The organism is Micromonospora parastrephiae (genome assembly GCF_016802865.1).
GTDB lineage: Bacteria > Actinomycetota > Actinomycetes > Mycobacteriales > Micromonosporaceae > Micromonospora > Micromonospora parastrephiae.
Genome location: NZ_JAEVHM010000002.1, coordinates 32,893 through 54,878, shown reverse-complemented (window position 1 = coordinate 54,878; position 21,986 = coordinate 32,893). Strand labels below are relative to the sequence as shown.

Here is a 21,986-nt window from a genome sequence, read left to right as displayed (position 1 = left end):
GTGGCCCGTCGCCAAGCGTGAGGCGGCCAGCCCGGGCGACGGACCGTGGGAGGGAGCGAGGGTGGCGCAGCGCAGGGCATTGGTGGTTCGGGGCGGGTGGGAGAGGCACCAGCCGGTCAAGGCGACGGAATTGTTCATCCCCTTCCTTCGACGTAGCGGCTATGCGGTACGGGTTGAGGAGTCGACGGAGATCTACGCCGATGTCGCCGAGATGGCCGACACGGACCTCGTCGTGCAGTGCGTGACGATGTCGCAGATCACCTCCGACGAGGTGGCGGGCCTCAGCGCGGCGGTCATCGCCGGTACGGGCTTCACCGGCTGGCACGGCGGCATCGTGGACTCGTTCCGCGCGTCCTCGGAGTACCTGCATCTGGTGGGCGGCCAGTTCGCGACTCATCCGGGTAAGGAGCCGTGCGAGCGTCGCGGTGGCGCGGAGGACAACTTTCTGCCGCACACGGTGCGCATCACCGACCTCGGCCGCGAGCATCCGATCACTGCGGGAATCGAGGACTTCGACCTGGCCACCGAGCAGTACTGGGTGTTGCACGACGACCTGATCGACGTACTGGCCACGACAACCCACCCCACGCAGGCCTGGCACCCATGGCACCGACCCGTCACGTCGCCGGCGATCTGGACCCGGATGTGGGGTGCCGGGCGCATTGTCGTGACGACCCCGGGACACAGCCTCGACGTGCTGGAGCACCCGAGCGTCCGTACCGTTGTCGAGAGGGGGATGGTGTGGGCGACCCGCATCGCATCGGCGTAGTTGGTCTCGGGGTCATCTCCCGCGCGTACCTGGAGACGCTCGCGAACCACCCTGCGGTGTCCATCGCCGCGGTGGCCGACCTCGACGCCTCCCGGTCGGCTGCGGTCGCCGCCGTGATTCCCGGTGCCGAGGCGTTGAGTGTGGAGCGCCTGCTCGCTCGCCCGGACGTGCGGACGGTGCTCAACCTCACGATCCCTGCGGCGCACGCCGAGATCTCGCTCGGCGCGATCGACGCGGGCAAGAACGTGTATGTCGAGAAGCCGCTGGCGGTGACGTTCCAGGACGGCGGTTCCATCATCGGCCGGGCCGCGTCGGTCGGCGTCCGCGTTGGGTGCGCGCCGGACACGGTCCTGGGAACGGGTACGCAGACGGCGCGGGCGGCGATCGACGGTGGGCTCATCGGGCGGCCGTTGTCCGCGTCGGCCGTCATGGTCACCCCGGGGCACGAGCGTTGGCATCCCAACCCTGACTTCTACTACGCCCCGGGCGGCGGCCCGTTGCTGGACATGGGGCCGTACTACATCTCCGCGCTCATCCACCTGCTCGGGCCGGTTCGCGCGGTGAACGGGGCCGCCAGCCGCCTGCGCGTCGAGCGCGTCATCGGCTCGGGCCCGCGCATCGGCCAACGGATCCCGGTGGAGGTCGACACCCACGTGACCGGCGTGCTCGAGCACGTTGACGGCGCTCTCTCCACGATCACGACGAGCTTCGACGGCGTCGCGACGACGGCCGCACCGATCGAGGTACACGGGGAGACCGGCACACTCGCCGTACCCGATCCGAACCACTTCGACGGTGAGGTCCGCCTGTTCGCGCTCGGCGGCACCGAATGGCGTGTTCTCGAACCGCGGGCCGGTTACGCCGAGGGTTCCCGAGGCATCGGTCTGATCGACCTTGTCAGCGCCGACGGTCAGCGTCTGCCGCGCGCCGGCGGCGACGTCGCGCTGCACGTCCTCGAAACGATGACCACCCTGCTCCGGTCGGCAGCCGAAGGCCGGCGGATCGAGCTGACCACGGTGGTGGAGCGGCCGGCACCGGTTCCGCTCACCCCGGTCGAGGATTGGAAGGCGTACCAGGCAGACGGACAGTGAACTCTCGTTCCGTAATTCATCCCTGGCGTTGGCTGCGCTCGGCGAGTTGCTTCAGGTTCAGCAACTGCCGTCGTGCCATGATCAGGTCGCCGACGGACAGGCCGGGTGCGGCCCAGCGGGTCGTCTGCATGACGACCTTGAGCAGCAGCCTGGTCGTGTCGTGCTCTTGGGGCACAAGGACGTAGGACATGAAGGCACCCATGATGGTGCTTGTCAGCTGTCTGCCGGGGTCGACCGAGGCGATCCTGCCCAACTTCCGTCCGCCAGCGGTGGTGAATGCCTCCCCGACCTGAGGCTCGGGTAGGCCCACCAGCTGTCGGGGTGAGCGGCGGCCGAGATTGTCGATCCAGTCATACGAGTACGGTGCAAGCCTCAGTTGGGCTACCCACGGCCACACCGCCGCGGCGGGCACCTCGATCCCCACTCCCCGCCACGCCTGTAGGGCGGGCGAGACGACGAAGTCGTCGCAGGGATAGGAACGCAGTGTCTCGCTGTCAGTAACGCCCCACCGGTCACCGATCATGCATTCATCTTCCGCCGTGTCGGCGACGCCGACGCCCGGAGTTACTCCCGACATGCGCACCAGCAGGGCCGGTCCTGCGCAAACACCCTGGTCATCGTGGAAGGCCGAAGTGGTGGGTGAGCGCGGCGCGCAGCGTGCCGGCGTACCCGGCGGACCAGGCGATGAAGCAGTCGGGGCGTACGAGTAACGCGGTGGCGGTCGTGCCCTGCAATGGGCCGGTGACCACGTCGACCCGGTCCCGCCGCGGCGCGGCGACTGCGGCGTAGGCACCCGTGGAGTGCAGCAGCAGCGGCCGGGCCGCGCGGGTCAGAGCGTCGCCCCGTCGCCGAACGGGTCGTCATGTCCACCCAGGCGCAGTCGGCGCTCATCGGCCCGGCGACGAGATCATTGGTCCTGCGGGAACTCTTCGCCGAACTGATCGTGATCCCTTCGGGGTGTGCCTCATCGCCACGGCAGGCGCGGCGCGCGGCTTCCGTGGTGGGGGAGCGTCCGGCGGGCCGAAGGCGACGATCAAGGCGGCCCTCGTTCGTCCCCCGTTGTTCGCTGTCGCGTCGACTCGGATCGATAGGGTGCGCTGGCCGCCACCGACGGCGGTTTCGTGCGAAGGGAAGTCGATGCGCAAAACAACACACTGGTCGGCCCGCGCCCTGGGCGCTCTCGCGGCCGCGGTCGCGCTGGCGGCCGTGCTGCCGGCCACTCCGGCGGCCGCGGCGACCGTGGCCTTCAAGGCGGCGACGCTGAACATCTACAACGGACTGAGCCAGGCCGACTTCACGCACGACCTGAACCTGATCGCGTCCAAGGCGGATCTCGTCGGTCTCAACGAGGTCGGCAACCGCAAGGCTTTCCTGGAAAGCTGGGCCGCCGACAACGGCTGGTGGTTGTACGCGCCGGGCGGGACCAACCAGGCCGGCGAGGCGCTGATCGCCAGGAAGAGCATGTTCGACGTACTCGACAAGGGCTCGATTTTCGTGTGTGACACCAACGGTCCAGGCGAGGTGCCGCCCGCGCGGTACAACAACTGGGTCAAGTATCGGCACAAGGCCAGCGGCCGCAACGTGACACACATCAACGCCCACGCGGTGGCCAGCATCGAGACCGCCGGCCGGCCCGAGGACCTGCCACGCACCAGGTGTGCCGAGGCGCAGTTCCAGGGTCTCAAGGACCTGGCGGTCGACAAGCAGGACGAGGGCCAGGTCATCGTGAGCGGTGACCTCAACGTCGACTTCAGCGCCGACCGCAGCTACGGGTACGCGAAGTTCCCGTGGCAGGTCTTCGAGGCCAACGAGCTGCCGAATTTGCGCTCCAACTACAACCTCTACGGCGAGAAGGGCACCGGAACGCACGGCAACCGGCACATCGATTACGTTTACTTCTGGAAGCGGCTGCCGGAGTACCAGCTCATGTGGATGACCGACTACGACATCGTCGGCGGCACCAACTCCGACCACAACGGTGTCGTCGCGACGTTCTCCATCCAGAACTGACGCGCTCGCCCTCCGCCGGCTGCGAGTCCTGTTCCCGCTCGCGGTTGGAGCAGGTCAGGCAGGACTGGCAGCCGGCGGGATCGAGCGACACAACCGAGCCCTGACCCGGTGTCCGTCGCGGCTCTGCCGCTGGGCAGGCGCCGTGACCGTGCGCGATCCAGTACGCCCGAAACCGACAGGACCCGCCGGCCCCGAGCATCATTCACTCGAAGAAGTTCGCGCCTAAAACCGTGTAACCACCTGCCCGGACGGTGTGGAACGGCGCCGGAGCCATGCACCACCGGAGCTCCGGATCGTCTGGCCGCCCGGGTACGTCGCGCAGCTGTGGGCCGGACCATCCCACCCGATCGAAGTGCCCCCTGCCGTTGTCGGCAACGCTGAAACCGAACCGTTGCCCCACCCACCTGTTCTTCTGGCTCATCGGGTCGGCGTCGACGACCTCGCCGGTAACGGTGGCGACCCGGCCACCCGTGACGACGCAGTCGACCCTGATCTGTGCCCAGATCGTCACCGGGCCGCCCGCCGCGTTCGGAGCGTGGTGAGAGATGCGCGCCGTGCCGCGGGCGACACCATCCATCGGGTTGGCCGTCCCCGCAGGGTAGGTGACCGTGGCGTCCACGGAGAACTCCACGTCGTGGGTTGGATCCGGGTAGTGCAGGCGCCCCCAACCCTTCACGCTCCCGACGCCGGCAGTCTCCTGCGCGGCGTGATCTTCGGTCGTCGCGATCGCGACACCGCCCAGGGCGGAAGCACCCATCGTCGTACAGCCGGCTTTCCGGATGTCGCTGACAGAAGTCTGGTCGGCCTTGGATACTGGGTTCTGCACAGTTCCCACGGCCGGGAATGGGGGCCGGTATGCGGCCGCCAGAGAGACGCCCGATCGAACATCCTCGTCGTCCGGTCTGCGCTATCGCGTTCAGCGGATAGCCGGGTCTTTCGGAAGGAATGCCAGATGAACGCCGCTTCTGACATGTCTGCCAAGGGGGCAGGGATGCCGACCATCGTGCTCGTCCACGGCGCATTCGCCGACTCGTCGAGTTGGAATGGGGTGATCGCTCATCTCAAGCGGCGAGGTTACCCGGTCATTGCCGTCGCGAACCCGCTGCGTGGTGTGCAGAAGGACGCTGCTTACGTTCGATCTATCGTGGACACCGTGTCCGGCCCGGTCGTGATGGCCGCTCATTCGTACGGCGGATCAGTGATGACCGAGGCCGCGGATGGCGCCTCCAACGTCAAGGCTCTGGTGTACTGCGCCAGCCTGAGCCCGGACGTCGGCGAAAGCGTGGCCGAGTTGACCGTCAAGTTCCCCGGAAGCCAGCTCGGCACCTCCATCAAAATGGTGCCGATCCCCCTCGACGACGGTGGCACCGCCATGGAGCAGTACATCCACCAGGACAAGTTTCCGGCGGTGTTCGCCGCCGACGTCGATCCCGACACCGCTGAACTGATGGCGGTCACCCAGCGACCGCCCACCGAAGCCGCCCAGCGGGAGAGTGTGACCAGGGCCGCCTGGAAGATGATCCCATCCTGGGCCCTGATCACCACCCAGGACCTGGGCATCCCGCCGGACCTGCAGCGCTTCATGGCCGAGCGGGCCGGGTCAACGGTGGTCGAGATCGACGCGTCCCACGCCGTTGCGGTCTCTCAACCCGGCCCGGTCGCGGACCTCATCGACACCGCCGCCCGCGCCACCGCCCGCTAGGTGTGACCCCTAGAGTGCCGCCGTTCGACGCCATGTCTCGGCGAGCAGGGCGTACGTGTAGCCGTCGACCCAGCCCAGCTCGGCGTGCCAGGAGTCGCCGACGCCGTGCTGCTCACGACGCATGCCGACCTTCTCGAGGATTCGCACCGAGGCGAGGTTGTCCGCGAAGCAGCCGGCAGTGATCCGTCGAATGCTCAGCCGGTCGAACGCGTGTGCCACCAGTGCGCTGACCGCCTCAGTCGCGTAACCACGGCCGCCGTAGGCGGGATCGAAGATGTAGCCGAGTTCGGCCTCCGTCCGCGGTGGCATGCCGGGCTGGCCGATGCCGTCGACGACATCGAGCGAAACGGTTCCGATCACCACGCCGTCGAGCGTGGCCACCACGCTGTGGTCGTCGGGGTCTGCTGCCGCGCGCTGCCACGCAGCGCGGAAGGACGCAGGGTCAACCTCCGTGCGTAGGAGCCAGCGCGTGACCTCCGGCAGATTGCGGTACTCCAGGATCCGGTCGACGTCCTCATCACGCACCGGGGGAAGCTCGAGGCGTTCGGTGCGTATGGCGGTTCTCTCCATGAGGCGGCACGTTAGTGGACGCACCTCGGCGAGACGTCCGGTTATTCTGCCGACCGGCTCCGCTGGCCCGGGTGATGTCCTCGTCTGCCGAGTTACGTGGGCCAATCTGCCGGTACATTTCGTTGATGGCGGAGATCCAGGTCAGGCTCGACCACTGCGTGATCGCGGTGAGCGACTGGGAACGGTCGACGGGCTTCTATCGAGACGTGCTGGGAGCGGAGGTCGTCGGCCACGCCGACGGTCGAGTCGCATACAGGTTCGGCGATCAGCAACTCAACGTCCACGGACCAGGTGTGGACGTCGGCACGCTGGTGGCGAACCCGCCGGTGAGGCCGGGGGGTAGCGATCTCTGCTTCGTGTGGCCGGGCACCGTGGAGATGGCCATGGCCCATCTACTCCACCATCGAGTGCCGGTGGAGCAGGGGCCGATTGTCCGCTCGGGCGGGCGTGGCCGGGGCACAAGCATCTACTTTCGCGACCCGGACGGTTCTCTGCTGGAGCTGATCATCTACGGATAGCGGCCGGCTGCCCGGTCGCGCGTCCTTCAGCCGCAGGCCATCCCGGCGTGGCTGCCCAGAGACCGCGGACATGCCCGAACCGAGCACGGCGCGGTGGCGTCCAGATCTGCCGCCGGCTATGCGTCAGCCGCTCGGGGAGCCCGTCGACGGTCCAGCGGTGGGCGGTCCTAACAGGTGCCGCCTGACGTCCGTCAGCCGCTCGGTGAGGAAAGCGCGCTCGACGTCGTTGTCGGTGAGGATCAGCGCCTCTTCGTAGGCGGTCGCGGCGTGCGGCCACTGCCTCAACTGACGCAGGAAGTCGGCGCGGGCGGCACTGAGGTATCCGTACGTGGCCAGGGCCGGATCGGTGAGCAGCGGCGTCAGCGCGTCGAGCCCGGCTCGCGGACCGTCGCGGAACCCGATGGCGACGGCACGATTGAGGCCGACCACGGGGGAGGGCCACACCCGGAACAGGGCATCGTAGATCCGGACGATCTGGGTCCAGTCGGTGTCCTGCCACGTCGGCGCCTCGGCGTGCAAGGCTGCTATCGCGGCCTCCAGTGCGTACCGCGTTGGTCGTCGCCGCAGCGCGACAAGCAACAACGACTGGCCTTCGGCGATGAGCTGCCTGTCCCAGCGTGAGCGGTCCTGCTCGGACAGAAGCACCAGGCGCCCATCGGCGGACACGCGGGTGTCCTGACGCGACGCGGTGAGGAGCAGCAGCGCCAGCAGCGCGCTGATCTCGGCATCGGCCGGCATGAGCAGGTGCAGCATGCGGGCCAGGCTGATCGCACTGTCGACCATGTCCTGGCGGACCAGGTGCGCGCCGACCGGTGCGGTGTGGCCCGTCGTGAAGATGAGGTGGACGACTTCGAGTACGGCGCCAACCCGTTCCTCGAGTTGGTCAGGATCTGGTATCCGGTACGGGATACGTGCCGCGGCGATCTTCTTCTTGGCCCGGGTGATACGGGCGGCCATCGTCGCCGGCTGCACCAGGAACGCGCGGGCCACCTCGGGGGTGGACAGCCCGCAGACCAGGCGCAGGGTCAGTGCGACCTGCGCCTCCCTGGACAGCGCGGGGTGGGTGCAGGTGAAGATGAGTCGCAGCCGGTCGTCGACGAGGCCGCCCTCGGGTCCCGGTACCGTGTCGTCCGCGACAAGCAGTGGCATCTTGCGACGGAACACCGATTCACGGCGCAGGACATCCCGGGCCCGGTTGCGCGCGGTGGTGGTGAGCCAGGCGCCCGGCCGGTCGGGGATGCCGGTCTCCGCCCAGGTCTCCAGGGCCTGTGCGAACGCGTCCTGGGCGCACTCCTCGGCGAGGTCGAGGTCACGGGTCAGATGGGCAGTGGTGCTGAACACCTGGGCCCAGTCGCGGCGGTGCGCCTGGGCGACCGCCGCGACGACCTCGTCGTTCATCCGGTGGTCGGCCACGTCACCCGTGGTCGACCACCGGACGGATCTCCACACCGCTGTGTGTCGCGTGCACTTCGGGAAGCAGCGTCGCCAGCGACAGGACCTCGTCAAGGTCGGCCGCCTCGAGCAGGTAGTAGCCGCCGAGCGCTTCCTTGGTTTCCAGGAACGGTCCGTCCGTCGTATTGATCCTGCCGAGGGCGTCCGACCGCAGCGAGGTGGCCGTGGGAACCGATTCCAACTGTTGCCCGTCGATCACCTGTGCGCCGGCTTTGGCCACGAACGCCGCGTGGGCGGCGTTGTGCGCCTTCCACTGCTCGTCGGTCATCGTGTCCCACTGCTGAGCGTCGCCGTAGATGAGGACCATGTACCTGGCCATGTCTCATATCCCATCGTGTGCCGGCCCCTCCGTGGTGGCCTCTACATTACGACGAGCCGGGCAGGCGGCAGATCGACAGCGGCGACGAGAATCTGGCCCGTTCGAAGGATCGGTGCGCGTCAGCTTCCGGTGCGGGTGGACGGTCGCCTCATCAGATTGCCTCAGCACCGTGCGGCTGCGCCCGCACGAACCGGAGAGCGCCAGGTGACGGTGCGGTACTAGCCGCCGAGGGTCACCTTGAGGATCCTCTCGTTGCTGTTGTTCGGGGTGCTGTCCTTGTCCCCTCCGGTGCTCGTGGTCAGCCACAGGTTGCCGTCGAGGGTCGGCTCGACCGTGCGGAGTCGGAAGTACGTGCCGACGAAGTACTGCTGGACGTCGGTGAGCGTGTTGCCCCTGATCACCGCGCGGTACATCCGGTTGCCGCGCAGGCAGGCGGTGTAGAGCACGTCCTGCACGATCGCGATGCCGCTGCACGAGCCCTCGGCGACCGGGTACGTGTGGATCGGCGCCGTGAAGTTCGGGTTCGCGCAGTCGCCGACCGTGCCCTCGCAGGCGGGCCAGCCGTAGTTGCCGCCCCTGACGATGATGTTCGTCTCGTCCAGGACGTTGTTGCCGAACTCCTGCTCGAAGAGCCGGCCCTGGGAGTCGAACGCCAGCCCCTGAGGGTTGCGGTGGCCGTAGCTCCACACGTAGTTGCCGAAGGGGTTGTCCGGCGGCACCGTGCCGTCGGGGTTGAGGCGCAGCACCTTGCCGCCCAGGTCGTTGACGTCCTGCGCCCGGTCCGGGCTCTGACCGTCCCCGGCGGCGGCGTAGAGCATGCCGTCGGGACCGAACCGCAGCCGGCCGCCGTTGTGGTACTTGTTGCGCGGGATGCCGGTGACGAGGACCTGCTCGGTTTCGGTGCGCAGCATGGTGTCGTAGCGGATGCGGACGATCCGGTTGTCGGTCGTGGTGGTGTGGTAGATGTACAGCCACCGGTCGACGGCGAAGTCGGGCGACACGGCCAGCCCGAGCACGCCACCCTCGCCGTTGGTGCCGGCGGTGTTCGGCACCGTGCCGATGCTGTGCTTGCCGGTGCCGTCGGGATTCATGGCGACGATGTCGAACAGGTCGCGCCGCCCGTACAGCACGCTGCCGTCCGGTAGCTGCACCAGCCCCCAGGGCAGGTCCCGCTCGGTGGTGACCACGGTGGTGCCGCAGACCGCGCTCGTGCAGGCCGGTCCGGTGTGCGCGGTCACCGCGGCGCTCGCCGCCGAACTGTTGCCCTGGGCGTCGCGGGCGACGACGGTGTACCGGAAGTCCGTGTTGACGGCCAGCCCGGTGTCGGTGAACGAGGTGCTTGGCGGCCTGGTGGCCGTACCGGCGATGGAACCGACCGCCGTACCGTCGCGCAGGATGGTGTAGCCGGTGACTGCGATGTTGTCGCGGGCGGCCGACCAGGTGAGGGTCACGTCCGTACCGTTCACCCTGGCGGTGAGATCGGTGGGCGTGGTGGGTCGCTGCGTGTCGCGTTGGCAGAACGGCGGCGTGATGGTGAGTGTGGCGCTGGCCTGCGACACGTTGCCGGCGGCGTCGCGTGCGTTGACGTACCAGCCCCAGGTGCTGCCCTGCACGGCGGTGAGGGTGGCGGTCAGGGTGGTTCCGCTGACCGCGGTGACCAGCTGACCGTCGTGGTAGATGTCGTAGAACGCGACGCCGACGTCGTCCCGGGACGCGGACCAGGCCAGCGTGACGGACTGGCAGGTCGTCCGGGTGCTGCGCAGGTTGGTCGGCGGGGTGGGCGGCGTGGTGTCCGCGGCGAGCCGGGCGGGCAGCCCGCTCGCGGTAGCCGGCCCGGCCGCGTTGACCGGCGCGCCGGCCAGGAGGGTGCCGGCGCACGTCAGCAGAGCGAGTGACGCCAGATGTCTGGGCTGGCGAGGTCTGGTCCGCACGGGAGACGTCCCTTTCCGAAAGTCTTGATCAGTACGGGTATCCGGGGATGTTGAGCCGCACGCTGTACAGGCCGGAGTCGTTCCTCGGGCCCGAGGTGACGTAGAGGGTCTGCCGGTCGGGCCCGCCGAACGCCACGTTGGTCGTACCCGTGGTGCCGGATCGGATCGTGCCGAGCTGGGTGCCCGCGGGGGAGTAGACGTGGATCAGGGAGTCCGAGCCGGACGCCCAGTACACGTTGCCGGCGCAGTCGATCGTGCCGCCGTCCGGGCCACCGACGTAGTTCACGAAGACGCTGCGGGCGCCGGTGCTGCCGTCGGGCTGGACGGCGTACTTGTAAATCTTGTTCTCGGAGTAGGCGCCCACGTACAGGGTGGTCCCGTCCGGTGAGAGCGCGAGGCCGTTGGGCTGGCGCAGGCGGTCGTCCACCAGCGTCACCTGGTTGCCGGAGACGCGGAAGACGCTGGTACGTCCGCTCATCTGGTCCGGGCGGTTGCCGCGCTGGAAGTTGGGGTCGGTGAAGTAGACAACCCCGTCCGATCGGACCGCGACGTCGTTCGGCGAGTTGAACGCCCGGCCCTGGTAGTTCGCCGCGACGGTGCTGCGGGCCGAATCGCTCAACCGGTACGCGGACACGTTCCGCTGGTCGTGGGTGGCCGCGATGACCTGTTGGGCGTCGGCGCTGAGCGCCAGGCCGTTGCTGCCGGCGTTGGCGAGGAACGTGTCGAAGGTCGCCGGCGGGGTGAACCGGCGGATCGTGGACGGCTGGACGTTGTACGGCCCGGTGCCGGCGGCCATGTCGGAGAACAGCAGATAGCCGCCGTCGGCGACCCAGAGCGGCCCTTCGAGGAACGAGAATCCACTTTGGATCTTGGTGGCCGTCACGGAACTGGCTGGCAGGGGTGGGCCGTACGCGGTCCCCGCCGGGCAGACCCCGGATGGCGCGCCGGGCGGATTGGCGAGCGCGCCATCGGCCCTGGTGGCCGCAGCGTGAGCGCTAACATGGACAGCGCGCGAGGTCTCCGGGGGCGTGGCGGCGGCACCGGTGGGAATTGTCGCGGTGCTGAGCGCGAGGCACAGGCCGGCCAGCGCGGCAATGGATGGACGCCTGCTCATCGAATACTCCAATCGGCGTCGGCGAGGGCCGGCACGGTGTGGGTATGTGGCAGCGTAAGTTACGAGCTAGCGGGCCGCGCCGGTTTCACTCCGATAATTCTTCCGAAGACCAGCATAGTAGATAAAGACGCTGGTCAATGCGTAAAGGTTCAACGAAGATATGTTGGGCCCTCTTGCCACAGTGGACGGATCGGCGCGGGTGGCCCAGGGTCGGGCGGCCGGGTGCTGACGCCCCACCTGGTCGGCCCCGTGGACTGCTCCCCACCTGACCGGTACCGACGGCCCGCGTCGACGGGCTGTGCCCGTTGAAGGCGGCAGCGTATCGTCCCGGTTTGTCCTGAAAGCGACCTCGGCGTACCCCGGGGGTCGAAGTTTTTTGGAAAGATTCGGCTGCGCCTGTCGATTGGGGTTGGTTCTCTTCGTAGCCCTGGTGAGAGCCCGGCAACCCAGACGGGCCCATCATTCGTTGGAGGGCACGATGACCACCACTGCGACCACGACCCGCGCCACCACGTCGACCGTCGGTGCGCTGATCCGGACCGGTGTCATCGCCACGGTCGTCGCGAGCGCCGCCACCATGGCCGTCGCCGCCGCCGGCCACGCGGCGGGGATCAGCCTCGACATGGGCGGCGCGTCGATTCCGGTGTCGGGGTTCGGCACGTTGACCGCTGTCTTTTCCCTGATCGGCGTGGCCATCGCCGCGCTGCTGTCCCGTTTCGCTCGGCGCCCCCGGCGCGCGTTCGTCCGTACGACGGTGGTGCTGACGGCCCTGTCGCTGGTGCCGGACGTGATCGCCGACGCCGGGACGGCCACCAAGGCGCTGCTGATGCTCACCCACCTGGTCGCGGCCGCGATCGTGATCCCCGCTGTCGCGCGCCGCCTGGCCGCCTGACCTGTCGTCATTCCACCGTCGAACTACTGGAGGACCGTCATGAAGCAGTACCTGCTTTCCGTGCACTTCGTCGAGGGCGCGCCGGCCCCGTCTGACGAGGAGATGCAGACCATGTTCAGGGAGACCGACCGGATCAACGACGAACTGCAGGCCGCGGGCGCCTGGGTCTTCGCCGGGGGACTCACGTCACCGGACAGCGCCACCGTCGTCCGGGTCGACAACGGCACCACCACCATGAGCGACGGCCCGTTCGCCGAGACGAAGGAGCACATCGCCGGATTCTGGGTCATCAAGTGCGCGGACCTGGACGCGGCGCTGGCCTGGGCCGAGAAGTGCGCCGCGGCGTGCGGCCCGGTCGAGGTGCGCCCCTTCGACGACCTGTCCCAAGCCTGAACAGCAGCCGGCCACCCGACATGGACCTGGCGAGCATCTACCGCGCGGAGTACGGCCGCTGCGTCGCCACCCTGGCCCGCCTCCTCGGTGACATCAACCTCGCCGAGGAGGCGGTCCAGGACGCCTTCACCACCGCGGTGCAGAAATGGCAGACGCCGCCGCCGAACCCGGGCGCCTGGATCGTGACCACCGCACGCAACCGGGCCGTCGACCGGCTCCGCCGGGAGTCGACCCGCGAGGCCCGGCACGCCCAGGCCCTGCTGCTGCATCACCAGGACGAGCCCCGAGAGGTGGGACCGGTGAAGGACGACCAGCTGCGACTCATCTTCACCTGTTGCCACCCGGCGCTCGCCCCTGACGCGCGGACCGCCCTCACGCTCCGCCTGCTCGGTGGCCTCGAAGTACCTGAGATCGCCCGGGCCTACCTGATTCAGGAGGCGACCGTCGCCCAACGAATCGTGCGCGCCAAAAAGAAGATCCGAGATGCCGCCATCCCTTACCGGGTGCCCGCCGAGCATGAGCTGCCGGACCGGCTGCCGCCCGTGCTCACCGTGCTCTACCTGATGTTCAACGAGGGCTACACGTCCACCGCCGGACCGCTGATCAGAACGGACCTGTGCGCCGAGGCGATCCGGCTCGCCCGCGAGCTCGCCGCGTTGATGCCCGACGAACCCGAGGTCCTGGGCCTGCTCGCCCTGCTGCTGCTGACCGAGCGCGCCGCCCGGCCCGGCTCGACCCGACCGGCGAACTGGTGCTGCTGGCCGACCAGGACCGGTCGTTGTGGAACCGGGCACTCATCACCGAGGGCCACGACCTGGTCCGCCGTTGCCTGCGGCGTAACCGACCCGGCCCGTACCAGATCCAGGCCGCGATCAGCGCGGTGCACACCGACGGCGAGGCCACCGACTGGCCGCAGGTCCTGGCACTGTACGACCAGCTCCTCGCGCTCGCGCCAACACCTGTCGTCGCTCTCAACCGTGCGGTCGCCGTCGCCGAAGTGCACGGACCGGCGGTTGCCCTCGCGGCGTTGGAGAACGTCGACCTCCCGGGCTACCACCGGCTGCCCGCCACCCGGGCGGAACTGCTGGCTCGGCTCGGACGCGACGAGGAGGCCCGAGCCGCCTACGACCAGGCCATGGCACTGGCCACCAACGAGACCGAGCGCGCCTTCCTGCGCAACCGTCGTACCGAACTCACACGCACCTGGAGTGAATCATGACCGCTACCTACACCTTCGACGTCTTTTCCAGCCTCGATGGCTTCGGCACCACCAGCGGCAGCTGGGGCGGCTACTGGGGTAAGCAGGGCCCCGAGTTGCTTGAGCACCGCCTCGCCTCGTACGGCGAGGAGCAACGCATGGTCTTCGGGGCCGGCACGTACCGGGTGTTCGCGCAGATGCTGGCCGCGAGCACCGAGGAGTCCGAGGTCCGGGACGCCTGGGTCACCCGGATGAGGAGCCTCCCGGCGACGGTGGTGTCGAACACGCTGGAAGACCCCCTCGACTGGCCGGACGCGACCGTCGTGCGCGGCGACGCCGTCGACGTCGTCGCCCGGCTCAAGGAGGAGTCCGACGTGCCCTTGCGCTCGCACGGCAGCCTGTCGATGAACCGGGCGCTGATGGCCGCCGGTCTGGTCGACCTCGTCCAGGTGACGATCTTCCCGGTGATCACCGGTCGGACCGGAACGGAACCGATCTTCCAGGGGGCGGCCGACTTCGACCTGGAGCTGATCGAGGGTCGGACACTCGACGGTCGCTCCCAGGAACTCATCTACCGGCCCACCCCGCATGTCTGAGCCGTCCGTGCCTGTACCCCGGCAGGTCGACGGGCGAAGCTGATCGCGGCCGGAGTGAGCTCCCGCCATGGGCGTTGGCTTTGCCGCAGTCACCGCCCTATGGTGGAGGCATGGCCCCGGTGACGTTCCGCTTCCGTGCCGTCACTGAGGTGGCGGCATCCGGGGCTGTCCGCGTGGCGACGGTGGCGCGTCTGCTCGCCGGAATGAGGGTGCCGGTTGTCGGCGCGCCGCACATCGCGCCGACGCACAGGCTGTCGAGCCCGGCGCGAACCGGCCGAGGCCCTCCCGCGGAATCGTTGCATCCCGGAACGACCGCCAGGGCGAAGCTGTCAGAGCTTCGGCCCTTTTCTTTTTACGCCCCTCTCGAAAGGTAGACCATGAGCGTCGATCATCGATCCGTCGACCAGAGTTGGCTGGCTGATCTGCGAGCGTCCCTGGCGGAAGACTTCGCCACGCAGACGGCTCGGCTGCGGGAACTGACCGAGCTCAACGACGACACCGGCGACCCCAGCGAGGCTCACAACCGCGCCGCGCTGCTGGTGGCGACCCGCCGCACCATCGAGCAGATCACCGGTGCGCTGAGCCGGATCAGCGACGGCACCTACGGTGCCTGCGAGAAGTGCGGCCAGAACATCCCGGCCGAGCGGCTTGAAATCCTCCCGCACGCTCGCTTCTGCGTGCCGTGCCAGGCAAAACACGACGGGTGACCCCCGGTGTGGCTGCCGTGCCGCGCTTGTGGCACGGCAGCCACACGCCGTCACGTGGGAGATGAATCGGCGACGCATCCCTCGCGTCCAGCCCGATGCTCCACTGTCGCTCAACGGCCGCGGCCGACCCCGCGCGTCGGGGCCGACCATCGGCGGGCATCATGTCGGCGTGAATTCGACCGTCGCCGCTCTGCTCGGCTCTGCGATCACCGCCTGCGCGTCCCTGTTCGTGGTCATGTTGCAAACTCGGCTCAGGCGGCGACACCGGGAGCGGGCCGACCTGCAACGCGCGTACATCCTCATGCTGTCCGGCGCCCTGCGCCTGTCGCACAAGGCCGAGGCGCTGCGGCAGACCAGATACTGGCGCTCGGGTCTGCGGGAGGTGGGCGACCAGCTTTTCGGTGGGCAGAAGCCGCTGGATCCGATGGTGCTGCACGACTGGCTGGCCCGGGACATGGCCACCGTGGAGGCCGCCTGGTCGCAGATCTGGACCAGCGGCGACCAGGACGGCATCGCCCTGGCCAACGGGCTCATGACCGCGTTCAACGGAGTGATGGACGCGGCCATGAAGTCCAGCGGCAAGGAATCGTTCGAGGTGAGCGATGACATGGTGGTCGCCACCCGCCGCCTCGGCGAAGCACGCGGGCAGCTCGCACTGCACGCCCGCCGGATAGCCAAGCTGGGACCCCGTGATGTGGACCTGTTCACCGAGCGCGAATACAACCTGACGGCGGCCTGACCTCGGCTCGTCGGGCGGCCCGTCACGCCCGTGAACGCGGGCCCAGGCGCCCGATGCGGGTCAGTTCAGGCATACGTGCTCGGCGGGCGCGACCCGCCCACACCGTGTGCACCTGGCCTCCGTTTCGGTCGGCCTGTTGAGAGTGAGGCTGAGCTTGTACGTGAACCATGCCTCGCAGCGTGGCGGCGCTCCGAGCGGTTGCACCACGATCCACCCGGTCCGGGTCGGTTGGTGCAGATAGGTGACGGTGTCCGCTGGGACGAGGCGCTGCGGGTGGCGGAACAGGAGATCAAGGTTGTGGCCCTGCAGGTCGGTCCCGTGGATCGGCGAGGCGTCGGCGCTCTCGACGAGGTTGAGCCTGTCCAACCGGCCGTCCGCGGAGACATAGTCGATCGCGAGGTCCGCGGGCAGGCCGGGAGACGGGTTATCGGCGAAGATCCGGAGCCGCAGACTCGCGGAGAAGTCCCGGCCGGGGAGATCGAGGAGCGGAACGTTGAGGAGGATGCCATCGCCCTGTTCGTAGCTCTTCACAGCCCCGCGACAATCAATAATGATCTTCGTGACCCGAACGACGAGCCCACTGCCGGGGGCGAGAGCGTCGGCCGTGACCTCCATGGCCTTCCACAGCACTGCCTTCGCGGCAGTCGTAGCTGCTGTCTCGACGAGCTGATCGGGAAGGTCCCGGGTCCGCTCTGGGACCTCGGGAAGGTCTGTGCGCTCGGGAGTGTCCGTTGCCTCTGCCGCAGTCATAGCTGTTGTCTCGACGAGCGGATCGGCGATGTCCGGCTCCTGCCCGGGGATCTCGGAAAGCTCCATGAGCTCGAGATCTGTCGTCGAGCTGGTCCCGGATTCGTCGAAATCGCACGGGATGGCGGATAAATCAGGCAGGTCGGCGTCCCCAATCTCCTCCACCTCGCTCTCCGAGAATGTCGCGATGTACTCGGCCCACGGATGTTTAGGGGAATCGGAGAATTCCGGCAGCACGCTGTCGAGGGTGCCATGGACACGTCGTAGTGACAGGGATGTGCACACCATCGGACACACGGCCGCGGCCCGACGAGTCAGGCCGGGGACACGGTGGGGGCAGGCGGATCGCCTGGCCCCCACCCGGTCGGTCCGGCTTGGTCAGCCCAGGTACTTCTCCCACGGGCCGGTGATGGCCAGGGTGAGGCCGGGGTCCTGCATGTTGACGAAGAGCACCCTGCCGTCGGCCGTGAAGGTCGGTCCGCAGAACTCCGAGTCGTTGAGCTGGTTGCGGGCGATCGCGTACGTCGGGCCACCGGGGACCGTGCTGAGCACGTGCGAGGCGCCCGTGCCGTCCTCGGCGAGCACGAGGCTTCCCCACGGGGTGACGGTCACGTTGTCCGGGCCGTCGAAGGTGAGGTCGGTGTACTTGACCGGCGCCCCCTCCTCGGAGGCCGTCTGGTGCGGGAAGTACGTCACCAGCTGGATGGTCTGGGCCTTGTAGTTGTAGAACCAGACCATGCCGTCGTGCGGCGCGGCGTCCGCCGGCAGGTCACCGTCGTCCCAGGCGTACGAGTTGACCACGTACACGCCCTCGTCGGTGCCCCACACGCCCTCGAACTTGCGGCCGCGGGTGACCTGGCCGTCGGCGAACTGCTCGCGGACGGACGTGGTCCGCGCGTCGCGGTCCGGAACCTCGATCCACCGTACGGGGAAGGGGCGGTTCAGCTGGGCGGAGGTCAGGTAGGCGACGTCCGGCAGCACCGATCCGTCGTCCATGATGATCTGCATCGCGGCGAGGACACCGGCGTTCGGTGCGAGGTGGGTGAGCACGCCGGGACCCAGCTTGACGCCACCCGGCGCCGTCCAGCGGTAGAAGAGGCCGTTGGGTCCGTCGGCGTCCTCGGAGAGGTAGATCCTGGTGCGGTCCTTGTCGACCGCCAGGGCCTCGTGGGAGTAGCGGCCCAGGCACTTGATCGGCCTCGGGTCCGCGCTGCCGTCGGCCCAAACCTCAAAGACGTAGCCGTGGTCCTTCTGGAAGACACCGGACCGGCCGTCCTCTTCCCACTCGTCGCCGGCCCGGTCCTCGGTTTCCTCGCAGGTGAGCCAGGTCCCCCAGGGGGTTGGCCCGCCGGCGCAGTTGGAGATCGTGCCGGAGAGAGCGACGAACTCACCCAGGTTCCGGCCCGCGCGGTCGGTCTTGATCACGGTGCAACCACCGGCGTCGACGGCGCCCGCGTCGTAGACCGTTCCCTTGACGTGCGGTACGCCGAACTCGGCGCCCGGGTCGATCTCGTGGTTCTGAATCAGCGTGTAACGGCCGTGGCCGGCGTCGTAGACGGCCATGCCGTCGTGGTCCGACGGGGTTGTGCCCTGGCCGCGGTCGAGGCGGGTGATGCCGGTGCGGGTGACCACGGTGTAGCTGAAGCCCTCGGGCAGGGCCAGGATGCCATCGGGATCGTCCACGAGCGGCGGGAAGGGCGGGTGTCCGCCCTTGACCGGCGGCTGGGGCCGGCCCGGGCTGGCCTGAGCCAGGGACGGCAGGCCGCCCGCGACGGCAAGGCCTACGCCGGCGGCGGCGCCGCCAGCGAGGAAGGTACGGCGAGAGGAAGGCACGTGGATCAGCTCCTGGTCAAGGCAAGTGCGACGACTGACAGCCAACCCCCGCGGGCGGACACCGACACGTCACCTGTGGAATCGGGCGGTGACATCGGAGTTAAGAATCAGGGTCACTCACGCGTCGCGAAGTGTTCGACGGCGGCGAACGGGCTCGCACGTGCACCGGCCTCTCATGCTCTCCGCTGCACAGCGGGAGTCCCGCTCCCGTCCGTGGGACTCCACCTACTAGTCTGCAATGGGTGAAGCGTCCCCTACTTTTTGTGATCATGCCGTTTGGCGTGCGGTCCCTGACCGATGGTACGGAACATGACTTCGACGCCTTCTATACCCAAGTGCTGCGGCCGACAGCCGAGGCAGAGGGCTTCCGGGTCCTGCGGATCGACGAGATCGTCGAAGCCGGCACCATCACCAACCAGGCGATCAAGCAGATCTACGCGGCGGACATCGTGCTCGCGGACGTCAGCGCGCCCAACAGCAATGTCTACTACGAGCTCGGGGTTCGGCAGGCGATCTCGCCGGGAGCGACGATTCTGGTCGCGGAGAAGCAGACGCCGCTTCCGTTCGACATCGCCAGCCAGCGCATCCTGCTCTACGACCGGGATTTCGGCAACGACAAGACGTTCGAACGTCGGTTCAGGTCCGCGTTGACGGTCACGAACGGGCCCGTGCGTAACCCGGTCCAGGACGCCCTCCAGGAACTGGGCGTCGCCCCCGACCCCCAGCATGACCAAGCGGCGTTCGAGCGCGAGTTCGCAGCCAAGATCGCTCGCGCCAAGCGCGACGAACAGTTGGTCGCCGTCTGGCACTGGGCCAAGCAGTTCCGCAACCTGCCGGTTTCCGGGCTGCTCGCCCTGTCCAACGAGCTGGCGCGGGTGGAGGACTACGGGACCGCCGCGACGGTGCTCGAGGCGGCGTACCCCGCCGCCGACGGGGACTACGAAGTCCATCGCCAGCGAGGGTTCTACCTGAGGAAGTTCCAGGACTTCGAAGGCGGGCTGCGGGAGCTGAACCGGGCCTTGGAGCTCAACCCCCACGATCCGCAGACACTCGGCATGCTCGGCGGCACGGTCAAGCGCCTCCAGCGCTACGCCGAGGCCCTCGAGTACTACGAGCAGGCCATGCGCCTGGCGCCCAAGAGTTTGTATCTGCGAGTCGCGCACGCCGGCATGGTCATCCTGGCCGACCCGGACCACCCCGAGCGGGGGCGGGAGCTGTATCAGGGCCTTCGCTCCGATATCGAGGAGACGGAGTACCTGGTCGGCGACTACTGGGCCGACCTGGTGGCGGCGGAGGCGAACCTGGTGCTGGGTGACTTCGAGCGGGCGCGGTCTCGGGCGGAGGACGCGGTGAAGAACGGCGCCCGTCCCGCTGACGCCCAGTCCGCCGCCGAGCAGATCCGCATGCTGGGCCAGGCCGGGATCTACCCGGAGGAAGCGGAGGCGCTCTCCGACTGGCTCGTGCGCGCCTCCCGGAACGAGGGCCGCGGTGGCGCTCCGACCGACCGGCGAACCGAGCAGCAACAGCACCTGATCTTCCACATCTCCGACGTCCACTTCGGCACGAGCGGGCCCGGCGGCCGGGAGATGCACCGGTACCGCGATGACGAGAACTGCCGCCGCCTGAGCCTTGAGCTCCGCGACGAGTTCATGCGGGCATTGACCCACGAAGGGTGCGATCCGGCGAACGCCACGATCGTCCTGTCCGGCGACCTGGTCTACACGGGCAAGGCCGAGGAGTTCGCGCTGGTTCGCACCTTCCTCGAGGAGCTGTGCGGCGGGTTGGGCATGTCCCACGACCAGGTGGTCATCGTCCCCGGCAACCACGACATCGACTGGGATGTCGCCCGCGCGAGCCCGCAGAAGCGCTTCGACAACTACCTGACATTCGTCCACGACTTCTACGGGGAGAAGCTGTTCTACAAGATTTTTCCGCTCGTGACGTGGGACTTCCACGTCGGCCACGACCGCCCGGAGCCGAGTGAGGTCGTCTCCGTGCAGCAGCGGGGACCGATCACCTTCGTGGGGCTGAACTCGTGCGTCTTCGAGGACCACCAGCACCACTACGGGTTCATCGGCCTCAAACAACTAGGCCGTGTCGCCAAGCTCCTCGACGATGTCGCCGGTGACTCGGTCAGGGCCGCCGTCATGCACCACCACCTGCTTCCGTACCCGGAGGCTCTGAAACCAACGCGCCGGGCTGAGGAGGTGCTGCTGGACATGTCCACGGTGCGAGATGCGGGCATCGTCGAGCAACGCCTGTCCCGGCTCGGGTTCTCTCTGGTCCTGCACGGCCACAAGCACAAGCCTCAGCTGCGGGAAACCTCCGTCCGGCAACGGCCCGAGGGCTCGGCCTTCGCCGGCCGCTCATTGATCGTCTCCGGTTGCGGCAGCACCGGCGTGGCGGAACAGGAGCTCGAACACAACCAGTCGAACCACTTCGCGATCATCAAGTTGCTGCGCGACCGGCGTGAGCGAGGCGCCGACTTCCTCCGGGTCGAGTGGCGGGAGATGGCCGTCCAGCTCGGGGCCGAGTGGGTGTCGGGCGGCCGGTGGGTGATGAAGGGATAGGTGCGGCGAGCATGAGCACTGCCAACGGGGCTGCCGGTGGGTTCCGGCAGCCGGCCCCAGACTCCCCGCGTAACTTCACCGGTCCGCCGCTGCCCCGGATCAGGGAGGATGCTGCCACCTATCAGGGACTGGCCGCGGTCTTCAGCTGGGCTGAGGCGTCAGCGGAAGCGGCCATTCGCTGGTACCTGTGGCGCAAGACCAGTCGCTCAAGGTGGTCGAAGGCCTGCCGCGGGTTGGCCATCCTGTTCGGCGTGGGCGGCGGACTGGTGCCCCTGCTGCACGCCGCGAACGCCGGCATGCCCGCGCCCGAGTGGGGGTTTGTGCTCCTCGCTTCAGCCGGGGGATTCCTGCTCGCGGATCGACTCTTCGGATTCAGTTCGTCCTGGATGCGCTTCATGCACACCCAGGCGGTGTTGCAGTCGGAACTCAACGAGATAAGGGTCAGCTACCTGGCCTGGTTGAGCCGCAACGCCGGCCATGACACGCCTCCGCCCGACCAGGTGGAGGAGTTTTTTCACCTCGTCGAAGCACTCGTCGCGGCGACGGCGCGCGCGGTGGTCCAGGAGACGTCGATGTGGGCCGATGACCTCCTTGCTCAACTGGAGCAGACGGCTGCGGGCCTGGTACTGCCCGCACCCACGGCGAGGAGCACGCTGGAGGGATCGATCAGCCCGGCCCACCGCCAGCAGGCGCCGACCCGGCCGACAGGTACCTGACCCGCGGCGGCGACGACGAGATCACCGTGGCCCGGCGGCTGTGCCCGCGCGGATCGGTGACCTGCCGCCGATCGGGCGACCAGGCGATGCCGGCGGCCGCCTACGGCTCGTGGACGAGG

22 protein-coding genes and 1 pseudogene are annotated in these 21,986 nt (G+C 68.5%); 13 read left to right on the top strand and 10 right to left on the bottom strand.

Annotated features, from left to right (window positions below):
* Nucleotides 1-61: 61 nt before the first annotated feature.
* A complete protein-coding gene (locus JNW91_RS01115) occupies nt 62-769 on the top strand; it encodes a ThuA domain-containing protein (RefSeq protein WP_309244171.1) in 708 nt (235 codons plus the stop codon).
* The gene (locus tag JNW91_RS01110; protein WP_203173086.1) at nt 742-1,860 is read left to right on the top strand and encodes a Gfo/Idh/MocA family protein; all 1,119 of its coding nucleotides are present in this window, start codon (nt 742-744) and stop codon (nt 1,858-1,860) included. The genes JNW91_RS01115 and JNW91_RS01110 overlap by 28 nt, the downstream gene beginning before the upstream one ends.
* A 16-nt stretch (nt 1,861-1,876) precedes the next feature.
* On the opposite strand, the gene JNW91_RS01105 is transcribed toward JNW91_RS01110, so the two are convergent.
* On the bottom strand, nt 1,877-2,383 hold the full coding sequence (locus JNW91_RS01105) for a polyketide cyclase (RefSeq protein WP_203173085.1): 507 nt from the start codon (nt 2,381-2,383) through the stop codon (nt 1,877-1,879).
* Nucleotides 2,384-2,474: 91 nt separating this feature from the next.
* On the bottom strand, nt 2,475-2,666 hold the full coding sequence (locus tag JNW91_RS32965) for an aromatic-ring hydroxylase C-terminal domain-containing protein (RefSeq protein WP_407664231.1): 192 nt from the start codon (nt 2,664-2,666) through the stop codon (nt 2,475-2,477).
* A 331-nt stretch (nt 2,667-2,997) separates the two neighbouring features.
* Here JNW91_RS32965 and JNW91_RS01095 point away from each other — a divergent pair, with 331 nt between their 5' ends.
* The gene (locus JNW91_RS01095; protein ID WP_203173084.1) at nt 2,998-3,870 is read left to right on the top strand and encodes an endonuclease/exonuclease/phosphatase family protein; all 873 of its coding nucleotides are present in this window, start codon (nt 2,998-3,000) and stop codon (nt 3,868-3,870) included.
* A 202-nt stretch (nt 3,871-4,072) separates the two neighbouring features.
* Here JNW91_RS01095 and JNW91_RS01090 read toward each other — a convergent pair whose 3' ends face one another.
* Nucleotides 4,073-4,627, bottom strand: coding sequence for a hypothetical protein (locus JNW91_RS01090; protein ID WP_203173083.1), 555 nt, complete (start codon nt 4,625-4,627; stop codon nt 4,073-4,075).
* A 195-nt stretch (nt 4,628-4,822) separates the two neighbouring features.
* Between JNW91_RS01090 and JNW91_RS01085 the strand changes: the two genes are divergently transcribed.
* Nucleotides 4,823-5,572 (top strand): alpha/beta fold hydrolase, encoded by a 750-nt coding sequence (locus JNW91_RS01085; RefSeq protein WP_238424049.1) that lies wholly within the window; start codon nt 4,823-4,825, stop codon nt 5,570-5,572.
* A gap of 9 nt (nt 5,573-5,581) precedes the next feature.
* Here JNW91_RS01085 and JNW91_RS01080 read toward each other — a convergent pair whose 3' ends face one another.
* Nucleotides 5,582-6,142 (bottom strand): GNAT family N-acetyltransferase, encoded by a 561-nt coding sequence (locus JNW91_RS01080; protein WP_203173082.1) that lies wholly within the window; start codon nt 6,140-6,142, stop codon nt 5,582-5,584.
* A 125-nt stretch (nt 6,143-6,267) separates the two neighbouring features.
* On the opposite strand from JNW91_RS01080, the gene JNW91_RS01075 reads away from it, so the two are divergent.
* Nucleotides 6,268-6,660 (top strand): VOC family protein, encoded by a 393-nt coding sequence (locus JNW91_RS01075; RefSeq protein WP_203173081.1) that lies wholly within the window; start codon nt 6,268-6,270, stop codon nt 6,658-6,660.
* A gap of 123 nt (nt 6,661-6,783) precedes the next feature.
* Here JNW91_RS01075 and JNW91_RS01070 read toward each other — a convergent pair whose 3' ends face one another.
* From JNW91_RS01070 to JNW91_RS01055, 4 genes are all read right to left on the bottom strand, one after another.
* Nucleotides 6,784-8,001 (bottom strand): RNA polymerase sigma factor, encoded by a 1,218-nt coding sequence (locus tag JNW91_RS01070; RefSeq protein ID WP_407664230.1) that lies wholly within the window; start codon nt 7,999-8,001, stop codon nt 6,784-6,786.
* Nucleotides 8,002-8,074: 73 nt separating this feature from the next.
* Nucleotides 8,075-8,431 carry a YciI family protein gene (locus tag JNW91_RS01065; protein ID WP_203173080.1) on the bottom strand — a complete coding sequence of 119 codons (357 nt, stop codon included), beginning with the start codon at nt 8,429-8,431 and terminating at the stop codon, nt 8,075-8,077.
* Between the two features lie 218 nt (nt 8,432-8,649).
* Complete coding sequence (locus tag JNW91_RS01060; protein WP_309244169.1) at nt 8,650-10,362, bottom strand: PQQ-dependent sugar dehydrogenase; 1,713 nt, start codon at nt 10,360-10,362, stop codon at nt 8,650-8,652.
* Between the two features lie 28 nt (nt 10,363-10,390).
* Nucleotides 10,391-11,245: an SMP-30/gluconolactonase/LRE family protein gene (locus tag JNW91_RS01055; protein ID WP_309244168.1), complete on the bottom strand. Its 855-nt coding sequence runs from the start codon at nt 11,243-11,245 to the stop codon at nt 10,391-10,393.
* A 709-nt stretch (nt 11,246-11,954) separates the two neighbouring features.
* Here JNW91_RS01055 and JNW91_RS01050 point away from each other — a divergent pair.
* The 6 genes and pseudogenes from JNW91_RS01050 to JNW91_RS01025 all read left to right on the top strand — a co-directional run bounded on the left by JNW91_RS01050 (nt 11,955) and on the right by JNW91_RS01025 (nt 16,001).
* Nucleotides 11,955-12,368 carry a DUF6069 family protein gene (locus JNW91_RS01050; protein ID WP_203173078.1) on the top strand — a complete coding sequence of 138 codons (414 nt, stop codon included), beginning with the start codon at nt 11,955-11,957 and terminating at the stop codon, nt 12,366-12,368.
* 39 nt (nt 12,369-12,407) lie between these two features.
* Entirely contained in the window at nt 12,408-12,761 is a 354-nt protein-coding gene (locus JNW91_RS01045) for a YciI family protein (RefSeq protein WP_203173077.1), read from the top strand.
* Nucleotides 12,762-12,781: 20 nt separating this feature from the next.
* A pseudogene (locus JNW91_RS01040) lies at nt 12,782-13,980 on the top strand (RNA polymerase sigma factor).
* A complete protein-coding gene (locus tag JNW91_RS01035; protein ID WP_203173076.1) occupies nt 13,977-14,555 on the top strand; it encodes a dihydrofolate reductase family protein in 579 nt (192 codons plus the stop codon). The pseudogene JNW91_RS01040 and the gene JNW91_RS01035 overlap by 4 nt, the downstream one beginning before the upstream one ends.
* Before the next feature lie 377 nt (nt 14,556-14,932).
* A complete protein-coding gene (locus tag JNW91_RS01030; RefSeq protein WP_203173075.1) occupies nt 14,933-15,262 on the top strand; it encodes a TraR/DksA family transcriptional regulator in 330 nt (109 codons plus the stop codon).
* 169 nt (nt 15,263-15,431) lie between these two features.
* Nucleotides 15,432-16,001, top strand: a complete 570-nt coding sequence (locus JNW91_RS01025) for a hypothetical protein (RefSeq protein ID WP_203173074.1) — start codon at nt 15,432-15,434, stop codon at nt 15,999-16,001.
* A gap of 60 nt (nt 16,002-16,061) precedes the next feature.
* On the opposite strand, the gene JNW91_RS01020 is transcribed toward JNW91_RS01025, so the two are convergent.
* On the bottom strand, nt 16,062-16,985 hold the full coding sequence (locus JNW91_RS01020) for a hypothetical protein (RefSeq protein ID WP_203173073.1): 924 nt from the start codon (nt 16,983-16,985) through the stop codon (nt 16,062-16,064).
* A gap of 141 nt (nt 16,986-17,126) precedes the next feature.
* The gene (locus tag JNW91_RS01015; RefSeq protein ID WP_203173072.1) at nt 17,127-18,581 is read right to left on the bottom strand and encodes an alkaline phosphatase PhoX; all 1,455 of its coding nucleotides are present in this window, start codon (nt 18,579-18,581) and stop codon (nt 17,127-17,129) included.
* Nucleotides 18,582-18,916: 335 nt separating this feature from the next.
* Between JNW91_RS01015 and JNW91_RS01010 the strand changes: the two genes are divergently transcribed.
* Together JNW91_RS01010 and JNW91_RS01005 are read left to right on the top strand one after the other, a co-directional pair.
* Complete coding sequence (locus JNW91_RS01010) at nt 18,917-21,151, top strand: metallophosphoesterase (protein WP_309244167.1); 2,235 nt, start codon at nt 18,917-18,919, stop codon at nt 21,149-21,151.
* Between the two features lie 11 nt (nt 21,152-21,162).
* Nucleotides 21,163-21,867, top strand: coding sequence for an SLATT domain-containing protein (locus JNW91_RS01005; protein ID WP_203173070.1), 705 nt, complete (start codon nt 21,163-21,165; stop codon nt 21,865-21,867).
* Nucleotides 21,868-21,986: the final 119 nt, after the last annotated feature.

Excerpts from the sequence above, each read along its gene's own strand:
- JNW91_RS01105 (WP_203173085.1), bottom strand. The coding sequence starts at position 2,383 with ATGATCGGTGACCGGTGGGGCGTTACTGACAGCGAGACACTGCGTTCC.
- JNW91_RS01095 (WP_203173084.1), top strand. The coding sequence starts at position 2,998 with ATGCGCAAAACAACACACTGGTCGGCCCGCGCCCTGGGCGCTCTCGCG.
- JNW91_RS01090 (WP_203173083.1), bottom strand. The coding sequence starts at position 4,627 with ATGGGTGCTTCCGCCCTGGGCGGTGTCGCGATCGCGACGACCGAAGAT.
- JNW91_RS01085 (WP_238424049.1), top strand. The coding sequence starts at position 4,823 with ATGAACGCCGCTTCTGACATGTCTGCCAAGGGGGCAGGGATGCCGACC.
- JNW91_RS01080 (WP_203173082.1), bottom strand. The coding sequence starts at position 6,142 with ATGGAGAGAACCGCCATACGCACCGAACGCCTCGAGCTTCCCCCGGTG.
- JNW91_RS01075 (WP_203173081.1), top strand. The coding sequence starts at position 6,268 with ATGGCGGAGATCCAGGTCAGGCTCGACCACTGCGTGATCGCGGTGAGC.
- JNW91_RS01065 (WP_203173080.1), bottom strand. The coding sequence starts at position 8,431 with ATGGCCAGGTACATGGTCCTCATCTACGGCGACGCTCAGCAGTGGGAC.
- JNW91_RS01050 (WP_203173078.1), top strand. The coding sequence starts at position 11,955 with ATGACCACCACTGCGACCACGACCCGCGCCACCACGTCGACCGTCGGT.
- JNW91_RS01045 (WP_203173077.1), top strand. The coding sequence starts at position 12,408 with ATGAAGCAGTACCTGCTTTCCGTGCACTTCGTCGAGGGCGCGCCGGCC.
- JNW91_RS01035 (WP_203173076.1), top strand. The coding sequence starts at position 13,977 with ATGACCGCTACCTACACCTTCGACGTCTTTTCCAGCCTCGATGGCTTC.
- JNW91_RS01030 (WP_203173075.1), top strand. The coding sequence starts at position 14,933 with ATGAGCGTCGATCATCGATCCGTCGACCAGAGTTGGCTGGCTGATCTG.
- JNW91_RS01005 (WP_203173070.1), top strand. The coding sequence starts at position 21,163 with ATGAGCACTGCCAACGGGGCTGCCGGTGGGTTCCGGCAGCCGGCCCCA.